We start from the raw sequence: 12,789 nt of genomic DNA on the forward strand, positions 1-12,789 counted from the left end.
CATGGTCACTTTGGAATCGGTCGGCTTCGAGTCCGACCTGAGCCTGTTCAAGTACGACACGTTCGAGCAGCTCCCCGAGAGCCACCGCGAACTCGACGAAGAAGAGCGGTCTCGACGTATCGAGGCTGCTCGCGAGGCCCTCGGCGACGACGTCATCGTCCTCGGCCACAACTACCAGCGCCGGGAAATCGTCGAGCACGCCGACTTCATCGGCGACTCGTACGAACTCTCGAAGCGCGCGGCCGAGTCTGACGCGGAGTACGTGGTCTTCGCCGGTGTGACGTTCATGGCCGAGAGCGCCGACATCATCACCGACGACGACCAGACGGTTATCCTCCCGTCGATGGAGGCGTCGTGTCCGATGGCCGGGATGGCTGAGGCGGTGCAGGTCGATTCCGCGTGGGAAGACCTCGTTTCCGGAACCGGCGGGAAGGACGTGATTCCGGTGACGTACATGAACTCCTACGCCGACCTGAAGGCCTTTTGTGCCTCCCACGGCGGCCTTATCTGTACCTCCTCGAACGCCGCCGACGCCTTCGAGTGGGCCTTCGAGCGCGGTGACGTCGTTCTCTTCCTCCCCGACAAGCACCTCGGCCGCAACACGGCGAACGACCTCGGTATCGACGAGGTCGTCGAGTGGGACCCGTGGGCAGGCGGCGTCGCCGAAGGGGAAGCCACCTCCGAACTCGAAGACGCGGAAGTCGTCCTCTGGGATGGCTACTGCCAAGTTCACGAGCGGTTCCGCGTCAGCCACGTCGAGGAAGCACAGGAAGACGGCGCACAGGTCGTCGTCCACCCCGAGTGCCGCCCGGAAGTCGTCGCGGCCGCCGACGAAGTCGGCTCGACGAGCCACATCTGCGACGTTATCGAGAACGCGGAACCGGGCGAACACTGGGCCATCGGGACCGAAGTCCACCTCGCGCGACACCTCGCGCGCTGGCATCCCGAGGTCAACGTTGACCCGCTCTGCGGTGACGCCTGTATGGACTGCAACGCCATGCGGCAAATCGACCCGAACTACCTGACGTGGGTCCTCGAAGAACTGGCCGACGGGCGTGAGCCGAACGTCGTCTCGGTCGCGCCCGAAGAGAAGGAACTGGCCGAAGTCGCCCTCGAACGGATGTTAGAGCTATGAAGACGGACGTACTCGTCGTCGGGTCCGGAATCGCCGGGTGCGCCGCCGCGCTCACCGCCGCACGCGAGGGTGCGGACGTGCTCGTAGTGACGAAAGCGAGCGAACCCGAGGACGCGAACACCGACTGGGCGCAGGGCGGCATCGCCGTCACGCAGTCCGACCCCAAATCGTTCGCGGCCGACGTGTGCCGCGCCAGCGACGATACCGCCGACCCCGACGCGGTCGACGTACTCGTCTCCGAGGCCGCGGACGTCGTGAACGACGTCCTCGTGGACACCCTCGACGTAGACTTCGACAGAGCAGGCACATCGAGTTCCGAGGACGACGATTTTGCACTCGCCCGCGAAGCGGGCCACTCCGAGCGCCGCATCCTCCACGTGGACGCCAGCACCGGCGAGCACATCCTCCGGCCGTTCCTCGCGTACCTCTCGGACCACGAGGGCGTCACCATCCGCGACGACACCGCCGCACTCTCGCTGTTGACGGAGGAGGGCGTCGTTCGCGGAGCGGTTACGCTCCGCGACGGCGAGGTCGAACCGGTCTTCGCCGGAACGACGATTCTCGCGACGGGCGGCATCGGTGCCTGTTACGAGACATCGACCAACCCGCCGGGTGCGACCGGCGACGGCATCGCCATGGCCGCGCTCGCCGGAGCCACCGTCTCGGACATGCAGTACGTGCAGTTCCACCCGACCGCTTACGACCCGCGTTCGGACCCGAACGCCGCCGCCGCCGAGGCTGACGACGCGCCCGAACCCTTCCTCGTGAGCGAGGCAGTCCGCGGCGAAGGGGCAGTCCTCAGAAATGCCGACGGCGAGCGATTCATGCCCGATGTCCACGAGGACGCCGAACTCGCACCCCGAGACGTGGTCGCCCGCACCGTCGCCAGCGAGCGAGACGCAACTGGGCGTGTCGTGCTCGACGTGTCGCCACTCGACTTCCGCGACGAGTTCCCTGACCTCGCCGACCTCTGCGACGACCGGGGTGTGGACCCCGACGACGGGATTCCTGTCGCACCTAGCGAACACTTCCTCTGCGGCGGCGTCGCCGTGGACGACCGCGGGCGAACCACGCTGGACCGACTCTTCGCAGTCGGCGAGTGCGCCCGAACCGGCGTCCACGGAGCCAACCGACTCGCCTCGACGAGCCTCCTCGAAGGGCTTGTCTGGGGGACTCGCGCTGGCGAGGCTGCGGCCGAACAGGGCCGGGGAGCGGCGCGGGAAATCGAATACGTCGCGCCCGACGACCGCGACCCCGCGCTTCCGAAGGAATTCACCGAAAAGAAGTTCGACCGCCTCGGCGAGACGATGGACCAGTACGTGAGCGTCGAACGAACACCGGACGGCCTGCGTTCCGCCCGAGCGCGCATCCGGCGACTGAAGGGCGAAGCCGACGCGTACGCCCGAACACGTGTGTCGCGGTCGCTGTTCGAACTCAGAAACGCGTGTATCTGTTCACTCCTCGTCGCCCGCGCCGCCTCAGAAGCACCGTCCGCCGGATGCCATCGCCTGACCGAGTCTGAAGAGGCCATCCATGCTGACGACTGAGACGATAGAACACTGGCTCGCAGAGGACGTGGGCCACCACGACGTGACGAACCACGTCCCCGGCGAGACGACCGGGAGGCTCGTCTCCCGCGAGTCTGGCGTCGCCGCCGGTCTCGACGCTGCTGTCGCCGTCTTCGACTACCTCGACGTGGAGGCGGAAGCGATGGTCGAGGATGGTGCTCGGATCGAACCTGACGACGTGGTGCTCCGCGTCGAGGGACCTGCACAGGACGTGCTTCGCGGCGAACGCGTCGCGGTGAACGTGGCCGGTCACGCGTCGGGAATCGCCACGGTGACGCGCGATGCGGTCGACCGCGCTCACGAAGTCGACGATTCGGTTCGAGTCGCAGCGACGCGAAAGACCACGCCCGGGCTTCGAGGCATCGAGAAGCGCGCAGTCGTCGCTGGCGGCGGCGACACACACCGACTCACTCTCTCGGGGATGGTCATGGTCAAGGACAACCACATCACCGAACTCGGCATCGAGGAAGCCGTCTCCCGCTTCAGAGAACGCGCCTCGTTCGCGACGAAGATAGAAGTCGAAGCCGAGTCGCCGGAGATGGGCGCACGCGCTGCCGAGGCCGGAGCCGACATCGTCATGTTCGACAATCTCCCGCCGGAGCGCGTGGCCGAAGGCGTCGAACTCCTCCCGGAGGGAACCCTCTCGGAAGCCAGTGGCGGCATCACGCTCGAAACCCTTCCTGACTACGCCGCGACCGGTGTCGACGTCGTCTCGATGGGGTGGCTGACCCACAGCGCGCCGAGTCTGGACTTCTCCTTCCGAACGGGCGAAAACGAGTAGCGTCGCACTGCGTCGCATCGCGTCGACCGGTTCGGGCGGCCGACCGCGTCGGTCGGTCGGCCGTCCGCATTGGCCAGTCGCCCGCAGTCCGGCAGTTTCATTCCTTCGGCGGGCGCGGTGAGGGCAATGGACGTGCTCCGGCGAGGGCGGCTTGCGACTCCTATCGCCAAATACTACGCCTACAAATCGACCGAGTTCGTCTCCTTTACCGCCGCTATCTGGATTCTGTTCGTTCGCTCGAACGGGCTCTCGTTCGCCGAGGTCGGCGCGCTCAACAGCATCTGGTGGCTCGCCCTCGTCGGTGGCGAGATTCCGACCGGCTATCTCGGTGATAGGCTCGGTCGGCGGAACGCGATGGCACTCGGCACGGGAATTATCGCCGTCTCGACGGTCGCGATGGGCCTCTCGGAGACGTTCCTCCAGTTCGCCGTCGTCTACGCAACCTGGGCAGTCGGCCAGACGTTCCGCTCCGGGAGTGGCGACGCCTGGCTTTACGACCTGCTCGACGAGACGAACGAAACGCACGAGTTCGCCAACGTACGTGGCCGCGCGACCGGCATTGGGCTTGCAATCGGGGCCGTGACGACCCTCGCCGGAGGCGTCGTCGCCGACGCGACGAACTACTCGGTTCCCTTCTTCGCCACTGCGGTGGTGACGGCGCTCGGGGTTCCGATTCTCCTCTCGGTCCCGGAATCGGGCGGCAGTGACGATGGGTTCACCCCACGGACGGCCCTCCGCGTCATCCGGGAGAAACTGACGCGTCCGCCACTCCGCGGCTTCGTGGTCTACTTCGCGCTCCTGTTCGGCGTCGTCAACATGGTCTATATCTTCGACCAGCCGATTCTCCGCGACGTGGCGCTCGAACTCGGAGTTCCGAGTTCGGCGACGAACACGGCAGTCAGTGCCTCCTACGCCGTCTTCTCGCTCGTCGCGGCCGCGGCGACCTACCGTGCAGGCTGGATTGGCGACCGTCTCGGTGTCCGCCGGTGGTTTCTCCTCGCGCCGGTCGTCGTGGCTGCCTCGTACGCGGTGCTGCCGATTTTCGGCCCGCTCGCGTTCCCCGCGTTCGCCCTCGCCCGCGGCGTGACGAACGTCTCCGGCGTTCTCGGGAATCAGTACGTGAACGACCGCGTCGATTCTGTCGGCCGGGCAACCGTCCTCTCGGCAGCGGGGATGCTCTACTCGCTCGCAGTCGTCCCCTTCGAACTCGCGGGCGGCGTCGTCGCCGACATCGTCTCACCGACCGGCGCGCTCGCGGCTTTCGGCGGGGTGCTGGTCGTCGGTGCGGGGATTCTGTGGGTCGTGGACCGGCCGGTGTGAAGGGCGTCCCAGCGCCGAAGGGAAAACCCCTTACTCCCCGTCGTCGCACTCGGTTTCAATGGGCTTCTTCGACGACCTTCGGTCCCGAATCGAGCAGGTAGACAGCGTCGTCTCCGTCGGCCTCGACGCCGACCTCGACCGTCTTCCGGAGCACCTTCTGGACAAGGACCTCCCGCGGTGGGCGTTCAACCGCCGCATCATCGACGCGACGCACGAACACGCGGCGGCGTACAAGCCGAACGCGGCGTTCTACGAGGACGCCGACGGCTGGCGCGCCCTCCGCGAGACGATTGCCTACGCACACGGCAAGGGCGTGCCCGTCCTCTTGGACGCCAAGCGCGCCGACATCGGCAACACGACGCGCAAGTACGCGAACCTGCTGGACGAGGCGGACGCCATCACCGTCAACCCCTACATGGGTCGCGACTCGATTCAGCCGTTCCTCGCCCGCGAGGACAAGGGTGTGTTCGTCCTCTGTCGCACCTCGAACCCCGGCGGTGCAGACCTCCAGTCGCTCGAACTCGAATCCGGCGAACCCCTCTACGAGCGCGTCGCCGCGCTCTGTGACCTCTGGAACGAAAACGGAAACGTCGGCCTCGTCGTTGGCGCGACCGGTCCCGACGAACTCGAACACATCCGCGAACAGGTTCCCGACCTCCCGTTCCTCGTCCCCGGCGTGGGTGCACAGGGCGGCGACGCCGAGGCGGCCGTCGAATTCGGTCTCGCCGACGGCGTCGGTCTCGTGAACTCCTCGCGGGGTATCATCTTCGCTGGCGAGGACCAAGGCGAGGACTTCGACAAAGCCGCCGGACAGGCGGCGAAGCGTCTCAAGAACCGACTGAATCAGTACCGGTAAGCTGGCGTCTCGGTCGACGCCGATATTGCTGCTGTCGCCGATTCCGTCAGTCGACTAGCCCCTCCGACCGGAGGTGCGCTTCTCGTTCTTCGACCGTCTCGAACGCTCGCCCGCACACGTCACAGACGAATTCGTCGTCTGTGTCAGATTCGACCTTGCCCATAATTCACACACGGGGGCGAACCCTATGACTGTACCTCGAACTGACCCTGTCCCAGCGAGACGTTTACCAGCGTGCGCCACCAACTACGAGCGTGGACCGGGAACGACTCGTCTTGGGCCTCGCGGCGGTGTTCGCGGGCCTCACGATGCTGCTCGTGGTGTTGGCGTTCGTCTACCAACCGGTCTTGCTCCTCGTTGCCCTCCCGTTCGGCGCGACGACGTACTTCATGTACTCACACGCAAGCGGCCGACTCAAAGAGCGCTACCGCGGAAAACGTGTCCGCGCCGACGCCGCCGGGTTCGGATTTCGCTCCGCGAGCGGGCGACAACAGCGTGCGACTGGTGGATTTGGTGCTGGTCCTCGCGGAGACCCGCAGGAAGGCCCCCGAGCAGGTCGATTCAGTGGCGCAGGCGGGGGACAGAACGGCCGACAGGGAGGCCCGCGCGTTCGACCACCTCGGTCGGGACTGAGCCGAAGCGAAGCACTTCGAACTCTCGGCCTCGACGAAGATGCCTCACAGGCCGACGTCAAGGAGGCGTATCGCGAGCGCGTGAAGGAGACACACCCAGACGCAAAATCGGGAGACGAGAAGGCGTTCAAGCGCGTCACGCGGGCTTACGAACGCCTCTCGGAGTGATCTCACTGGGCGGTATCAAACTGCTGGCGGAAGCTTCGGAAATCAATAGACCACTTGATTGCTAAATTGTCTCACGGTAAGTGATACCGCGGAAAGGGTTTTCACGGTCGGTTTCCTACGGCTTTCCATGAGCGCGGATCGGGCCCCCCTCGAAGCGGCCCTCGAGCGCGGTGAGGAAGAAGGCGGAAACGTCGAATTCAAAGAACGCCTCACTCGCGCCGTTCACCTGTCTGATGGTCGGATGGAGTCGCTTGCTGCTCAGCTCCGTCACCGAGTGCTCTCCGGCGATGGCGTCGCCACCTACGTCGTTGGTGTCACCGACGACGGCGGTATCGCTGGCATTTCGCCGGACGACTTCTCCGAAACGATGGACGTGCTTTCCCTACTCGCCGAAGAGGCGGGTGCGCACATCGAAGACGTCGAGACGTGGGGGGTCGGCGAGAGTGCCGAACGCGGCCTCGTCGGCGTCGCCACCATCCGCGAAGGCGCGATGCTCGACGTAGACGACGACCACATCGTCGTCGGCACCGCCGGCCACGTCGACCACGGGAAGTCGACGCTCGTCGGCTCGCTCGTCACTGGCCAGTCGGACGATGGTGACGGTGGGACGCGTTCGTTCCTCGACGTGCAACCGCACGAGGTCGAACGCGGCCTCTCGGCGGACCTCTCGTACGCCGTCTACGGCTTTTCTGAGGATGGCCCGGTCCACATGCGCAACCCGCACCGGAAATCCGACCGCGCGCAGGTCGTCCAAGAGGCCGACAGACTCGTTTCGTTCGTCGACACTGTCGGCCACGAGCCGTGGCTTCGAACGACGATTCGCGGCCTCGTCGGCCAGCGACTCGACTACGGCCTGCTCGTCGTCGCTGCCGACGACGGCCCGACGCGAACGACTCGCGAGCACCTCGGCATCCTCCTCGCGATGGAACTGCCGACCGTCGTCGCCATCACCAAGACCGACGCGGTCTCAGACGCCCGAAGCGCAGAAGTCGAACGCGAGGTCGAACGGCTCCTTCGCGACGTTGGTCGAACCCCGCTCCGCGTCGAGCGCCACGGTGTCGACGCCGCCGTCGACGAAATCAACGAATCTGTCGTCCCCATCGTGATGACGAGCGCAGTGACGATGGACGGACTCGACAAACTCGACCACCTCTTCGAGTCGCTACCCAAGCGAAGCGCCGCAGAAGGCGACTTCCGCATGTACATCGACCGCACCTACTCGGTGACGGGCGTCGGGGCAGTCGCGTCGGGGACTGTCAACTCCGGCGCTGTCGAAGCTGGGGACGAACTGCTCCTCGGGCCGATGTCGGATGGGTCGTTCCGCGAGGTCGAGGTCCGGTCTATCGAGATGCACTACCACCGCGTCGACAGAGCGAATGCGGGCCGAATCGTCGGCATCGCACTCAAAGGAGTCGACGAGTCCGAAATCCAGCGCGGGATGGTGCTCCTGCCTATCGATTCGAACCCGACCGCCGTCCGAGAGTTCGAAGCCGAGGTGATGGTCCTCAACCACCCGACGCGAATCCAAGACGGCTACGAACCGGTCGTCCACCTCGAAACCGCATCCGAGGCGGCTATCTTCCATCCCGAAGGCGGCCGGCTCCTGCCGGGCGATACGGGAACGACCCGAATCGAGTTCAAGTTCCGGCCGTACTTCGTCGAGGAGGGTCAGCGATTCGTCTTCCGTGAAGGCCGGTCGAAAGGCGTCGGGACCGTGACGAAGGTCGAATAATCAGGGCTCGACCGCGACGTACCCGTCTTCTGCTCGCGTTGCCGCACCGAACAGCACCGCCCAGTCGAGCAGGCGCTCGACGCGAGTCCACCAGCGCGACTCCCAGCCTTCGGGGTCGCGGTGACGCTCCCAGTTCGGAACGGTCGGTTCGAACGCGTCGAAGACGGCGGCGGCGGACTGCGGGTGCTCGTCGAGGTCGTCAAGGACCTCCTGTGCGCCGAAGACGTGGTCGACAAAGGCGTCTCTGAGTTCCTCGTCTTCCCAGTCGTCGCGGATGCGCTCGAAGCCGCGGCTCGTCTCGCGGGCGAGGCCGAGCGACTGACAGAACACCAGCCAGTCGCGCCCCTCGTCGGGCGTCACGTCCAGCCGTTTGGCGAGGCGACCGCAACAGTCGTCTTCCGACCCCGGAATCAGCGGGACGGCGCGGTGGGCCTCCCACAGTCGGTCCAGCGAGTCCGGGGCGGGCGGGACCGGCTTTCGCCTCACAGCCCGAACGACTCGGCGAGCACGTCTTCGTCCGTCTCACCCAGCGTGTAGGTCGGGCCGTTGACCACGTCGATAGTGACCTGTGCAGGGCCGAAGATGCCCGGGTCAACTTCGTTGAAGTCCCAGTCGGCGTCTTCGAACACCTGCTCGAACGGGACGCCGTACTCCTCGCCAGCGGTCGAGATGGCGCTGTCGAAGTCGTCGAAGTCCTCGTGGACGGTCATGTGGACACGCCCACCGTAGGCGACGGCGTCGTTGGTCCGACCCATCGCGACGCTCTCGTCGTAGCTGACGGGCGCGAGCGGTGCGCTCCCGGAGACGGAGATGACGTTGTTCGGGTCGTATCCGGCTTCGAAGAGGTTGAACATCGCCAGTTCGGGTGCGCGAGCCGAGCTAGTGACGCTCCCGACGACCGAGCCGGTGGCGTAGGTCGGCAGGAACACGGCACTTGGTTCGAGGTCGGTCATGTCGGCGACGTGTTCGGCCACCTCGTCTGTCGGGAGTTCGATGCTCTCGACAGCGAGGACCGTCAGGTCGAACTCGTCGTAGTAGCCGAGGTGGTGGAACTCTTCTTCTTCGCCGACGAGGGCGCGGGCGGGACCCGAACCGAGTCCGTCGAAGTCGTCGAAGACGAGTTCCCAGCCACCTTTCTGTGAGCAGAGAAGGGCGAGTGCGGGGCGGTCCGTCGAGAGTTCGACGTACTGGCGCGGGGTACCGGCGACCTCACCCATGCGCGTCTGCACGGTGGCGAGGCCAGCGGTCTGTATCTCGGTGAGAAGCATTCCCGCCTCGACCCCACCGTCGGCGTCGACGCCGAAGTCGATGACCGTCGTCCCGGAGTCGAGTTCGTAGCCCTCGATGCCGAGTTCACCGGCGAAGTCGAGCGCCTCGTCCACCAGTTCGATGGCCATTCGGTTGATGCTATCCATGGACGCCGATTGTGCGCCTTCCGCTAAAGGGTTTGTCAGTCGAATACCGAATTCGGGCCGCGGGCGGGCCTCGACCGACGTGAAAACTCACTCGCGTTCTTTCTTCGCTTCTCTCCCGAGATGGTCTTCGACGGCGGCGACTTTGTCTGCGGCGCGCTGGTCGGAGGTGCGTTTGTCGTCTATCTTCAGCACCGTGCTGATTCGGTCGCCGTCGACCGCTTTGTGGGCTGCACCGACTGCCGCGAGTAGTTCGTCGATGTCGTCGGCCTCGATGACGGTGCCCATCGGATTCGTCTCGTAGGAGACGTCGAAGTCGTCGAGGGCGGCGACCGCCTTGGCGACCTCCCCGGACATGCTCTCTTCGATTACCGGTGCGACGCTCAGCATTGCGATGACTGTCATATCGGATATCTCGTCGTACTGAACTGTAAAAACGGGTGTGCTACGCCACTGCACGACGATTTCGAACCGACGAGGCTATGCTGCAGAATGGCCTCCGGTTTCGATATGGTTCGCTCCGGGCACACTCGTCGGCTTGCGGTTTTCGCCGTGAGCGTCGTCGTCTGCGTCGCCCTCGGTGCCGCTATCGGTTCCGTCGTGGGCTATGCGACCGAATGGACCGCAACGGGTGCCATCTTCGGTATCGCACTTTCGCTGTTTACTGACCAACGCTGACACTCGGCTGCGGCGTTCTTTTTCTCCTCTGCCGACGTATCGGATGGCATGAATTCACGCGTCGAGCGGGCGCTCACGCTCGGGCGAGCAATCGTCTACGAAGTGCGCACAGAACGCCTCACGTTCATGGCCGGAAGCATCGCCTACGGGGCGTTCGTCTCGCTTCTCCCGTTGTTTCTGCTCGTCCTCGCTGCGGTTTCGGCGACAGGAGACCAGAACCTCCGCGAGAGCGTCTTCGCAGTCATCGAGTCTGTACTCACTCCTGGTGCGAGTAGCGTCATCGTCGCCGAATTAGAGGCATCGAGCCAACTCGCCAGCCTGTCTCTCATCGGGGTGCTCGTCCTCGTCTGGGGGACGCTCCGAATCTTCCGCAGCCTCGATACAGCCTTCTCGGACATCTACGAGTCGGAAGCGGCCAACACGTTCGCCGACCAGCTCTCGGACGGAATTGTCGTCTTCGCTACCGTGGCGCTCGCCGTGGTCGTCGGGGCGCTCATCGAGACTGTGCTCCCGCCGCTTGACGGGACGCTCGGGTGGGTCATCTACCGTGTCCTCCTCGTCGTCGTCCTGTTCGTGACGTTCTTCCCGATGTACTATATCTTCCCGGACGAGGACCTCGTCGCCCTCGAAGTCGTCCCCGGGACGCTCGTCGCGGCGGTCGGACTGACGACGTTCGAATCACTCTTCCGACTCTACGTCCAGTTCAGCAGTCGCTCTCCCGATTCCAGCGTCGTCGCCGGGATTTTGGTTCTCTTGACGTGGCTCTACTTCAGCGGCCTCGTGATTCTTCTCGGTGCTGCAGTGAATGCTGTCCTCTCGAACCGCTCTCGCGACGTGAACGTCCGCCCGCTCTTCGGCGGCGTCCCGCTCGATTCGCAGTCCGGCGGGACGAACCGGCGCGAAGTCGTCGCTGCGCTCGAACAGTTCGACCACCTGTTTGCGAACGCTCCCGACGACGTCGAGGTTCGTATCGGCGACGAACGTGTCGTGATTCCCCGTCCAGAGAAAGTGGTTCTGGATACCGACACCAGTCGGTTCCTCCCGGAAGGACCGGTCCGGTTCGAACTCAGATGGTCGTCGTGGCCGGACACTCTCGACGAGTGACGACGAGCATTATGGTGTAAGCGCACCAATGTATGTGTATGGCTACCAAAACACCTGCACAACCGGCGCGGCCGTTCGAGGGCGACCCCAAGATGTGGGAGGCGATTGAACGACGTTCGACGACCGAGTCCCGGGCCGTGAACCCGCCGTCCATCGTCGAACACCGGTCGCTCGCACACAAGGACTTCGGCGAAGCTCACCTCGTCTGGCAGTGTGACGACTGTGGCGCGGTGGGGTCGCTCACAGCGTTCCCTTCGGTGTGCCCAGACTGCAGTGCAGCGCGCGAAGCGCTCTACTACTACACCGAAGATTGAGACCTCGACACCCCGGTCGACAGCCCAGTGGGGGTCGCCGTGGTCGACCGCGACTGTTTTTTCTCGGCACTGCGGAGCAGTAGCCATGTATCTCTCTCACCCCGTTCGGCGGATGCGCGACGATCCCTTCGACGACGAACTGGCTGAACTCCGAATCGAACCCACAGACGACGAGTCCCGCACCAACCTCGACGAGCGCGTCTCGGACCTCGGTGGAACGGTCGAACGAGAACTCCAGTTCGGCGGTGTCGTCGTCTCGATTCCAGAATCCGACGTCGCGTCTCTCTGCGAACTCGACGGTATCGAGCGAATCGAGACGGTGGACACGCTCGGGTATTAACTCTCGTCCGACTCCAATTATCTCTTCTCCGCTTGCGCACGCGAGAGTTGCGGGCGCACGCGAGGGCGGATAGACGGTGCACTCGAAGGCTGAGATGTCAAGCCGAGATGTCAATTACTTAGTATCGGACGTTCAGAGATGGAGTATGGTCTCCAATTCCTCCCTCGGTGGGCGACTCGCCGGTGTCGCTGCCGCCGCCGTCGGTCTCTCTGTCGCCTTCTCTACCGGGCAGTTCGATATTGGCGTCTCTCAGAGCGCCGGTCCAATCGACTTTCTCACGTCAGTGGCGTTCACGTCGCCACTCGTCTTCGTCGCCATCGTCGCAACCGTCGCGGGACTCGTCGTCGCAGTCGGCCCATGGGACTAGTTATGATTCCCGAAGTCGTCGACGAGTGGTTGCTCGTCGCGTACGCGACGCTTCTCGGATTTACGCTCGTCCAGTACGTCCGCGATAAGGTGCCCTTCGAACGGGCCGTGCTTCTCGTGTCGATGTGTCTCACGTGGCTCTCGTACGAACTGCTTCAGGTCACTGCGGACGGACTCGTTGCAAACGGGGCTCCGCTCCACTACGCGCTCGAAGGGTTTGCACTGGTGTTACTCGCCGGGGGTCTGTACGGACTGTACTGGTACTGGCGTCACGGGAAAGACGGTCGTGACTCGGGCGTGGCACTCTCAGGAGAGTAACTGTACGCCTGTTCTGCGCTTGTGCGCTAGCGTCTCCCAGCAGAGTCGGCTTTTGGTCGAGAGCG

At 64.7% G+C, this 12,789-nt stretch carries 16 protein-coding genes; 13 read left to right on the forward strand and 3 right to left on the reverse strand.

Features of this window, described 5'->3' with window-relative positions; genetic code table 11:
• Position 1 precedes the first annotated feature (1 nt).
• The 7 genes from nadA to C453_RS14695 all read left to right on the forward strand — a co-directional run bounded on the left by nadA (position 2) and on the right by C453_RS14695 (position 8,192).
• Positions 2-1,135 carry a quinolinate synthase NadA gene (gene nadA, locus C453_RS14665; RefSeq protein ID WP_008325605.1) on the forward strand — a complete coding sequence of 378 codons (1,134 nt, stop codon included), beginning with the start codon at positions 2-4 and terminating at the stop codon, positions 1,133-1,135.
• Positions 1,132-2,682 carry an L-aspartate oxidase gene (locus tag C453_RS14670; RefSeq protein ID WP_008325607.1) on the forward strand — a complete coding sequence of 517 codons (1,551 nt, stop codon included), beginning with the start codon at positions 1,132-1,134 and terminating at the stop codon, positions 2,680-2,682. Before nadA ends, C453_RS14670 begins: the two co-directional genes overlap by 4 nt.
• A complete protein-coding gene (gene nadC / locus C453_RS14675) occupies positions 2,669-3,484 on the forward strand; it encodes a carboxylating nicotinate-nucleotide diphosphorylase (protein ID WP_008325608.1) in 816 nt (271 codons plus the stop codon). The genes C453_RS14670 and nadC overlap by 14 nt, the downstream gene beginning before the upstream one ends.
• Positions 3,485-3,610: 126 nt before the next feature.
• Entirely contained in the window at positions 3,611-4,804 is a 1,194-nt protein-coding gene (locus C453_RS14680) for an MFS transporter (RefSeq protein WP_008325610.1), read from the forward strand.
• A 58-nt stretch (positions 4,805-4,862) separates the two neighbouring features.
• Positions 4,863-5,660: an orotidine-5'-phosphate decarboxylase gene (gene pyrF / locus C453_RS14685; RefSeq protein ID WP_008325616.1), complete on the forward strand. Its 798-nt coding sequence runs from the start codon at positions 4,863-4,865 to the stop codon at positions 5,658-5,660.
• A gap of 254 nt (positions 5,661-5,914) precedes the next feature.
• Positions 5,915-6,460 carry a J domain-containing protein gene (locus C453_RS14690; RefSeq protein WP_008325617.1) on the forward strand — a complete coding sequence of 182 codons (546 nt, stop codon included), beginning with the start codon at positions 5,915-5,917 and terminating at the stop codon, positions 6,458-6,460.
• Positions 6,461-6,587: 127 nt separating this feature from the next.
• Positions 6,588-8,192, forward strand: a complete 1,605-nt coding sequence (locus tag C453_RS14695; protein WP_008325618.1) for a GTPBP1 family GTP-binding protein — start codon at positions 6,588-6,590, stop codon at positions 8,190-8,192.
• Here the strand turns inward: C453_RS14695 and C453_RS14700 are convergent, their stop codons facing one another.
• The 3 genes from C453_RS14700 to C453_RS14710 all read right to left on the reverse strand — a co-directional run bounded on the left by C453_RS14700 (position 8,193) and on the right by C453_RS14710 (position 10,009).
• Positions 8,193-8,678 (reverse strand): hypothetical protein, encoded by a 486-nt coding sequence (locus C453_RS14700; protein ID WP_008325619.1) that lies wholly within the window; start codon positions 8,676-8,678, stop codon positions 8,193-8,195.
• Positions 8,675-9,607 (reverse strand): methenyltetrahydromethanopterin cyclohydrolase, encoded by a 933-nt coding sequence (mch, locus tag C453_RS14705; RefSeq protein WP_008325620.1) that lies wholly within the window; start codon positions 9,605-9,607, stop codon positions 8,675-8,677. Before mch ends, C453_RS14700 begins: the two co-directional genes overlap by 4 nt.
• Before the next feature lie 87 nt (positions 9,608-9,694).
• A complete protein-coding gene (locus C453_RS14710) occupies positions 9,695-10,009 on the reverse strand; it encodes an MTH1187 family thiamine-binding protein (protein ID WP_008325624.1) in 315 nt (104 codons plus the stop codon).
• 87 nt (positions 10,010-10,096) lie between these two features.
• Between C453_RS14710 and C453_RS14715 the strand changes: the two genes are divergently transcribed.
• The 6 genes from C453_RS14715 (at position 10,097) to C453_RS14740 (ending at position 12,724) form a co-directional block, all read left to right on the forward strand.
• The gene (locus C453_RS14715) at positions 10,097-10,282 is read left to right on the forward strand and encodes a hypothetical protein (protein WP_008325626.1); all 186 of its coding nucleotides are present in this window, start codon (positions 10,097-10,099) and stop codon (positions 10,280-10,282) included.
• 48 nt (positions 10,283-10,330) lie between these two features.
• Positions 10,331-11,386, forward strand: coding sequence for a YihY/virulence factor BrkB family protein (locus C453_RS14720; protein ID WP_008325627.1), 1,056 nt, complete (start codon positions 10,331-10,333; stop codon positions 11,384-11,386).
• Positions 11,387-11,424: 38 nt separating this feature from the next.
• Positions 11,425-11,700 (forward strand): DUF7130 family rubredoxin-like protein, encoded by a 276-nt coding sequence (locus C453_RS14725; RefSeq protein WP_049907714.1) that lies wholly within the window; start codon positions 11,425-11,427, stop codon positions 11,698-11,700.
• An 85-nt stretch (positions 11,701-11,785) separates the two neighbouring features.
• On the forward strand, positions 11,786-12,040 hold the full coding sequence (locus C453_RS14730) for a hypothetical protein (RefSeq protein ID WP_049907715.1): 255 nt from the start codon (positions 11,786-11,788) through the stop codon (positions 12,038-12,040).
• A gap of 145 nt (positions 12,041-12,185) precedes the next feature.
• Positions 12,186-12,407, forward strand: coding sequence for a hypothetical protein (locus C453_RS14735; RefSeq protein WP_008325630.1), 222 nt, complete (start codon positions 12,186-12,188; stop codon positions 12,405-12,407).
• A 2-nt stretch (positions 12,408-12,409) separates the two neighbouring features.
• Entirely contained in the window at positions 12,410-12,724 is a 315-nt protein-coding gene (locus C453_RS14740) for a hypothetical protein (protein ID WP_008325631.1), read from the forward strand.
• Positions 12,725-12,789: the final 65 nt, after the last annotated feature.

This window comes from Haloferax elongans ATCC BAA-1513 (genome assembly GCF_000336755.1).
Lineage (GTDB): Archaea > Halobacteriota > Halobacteria > Halobacteriales > Haloferacaceae > Haloferax > Haloferax elongans.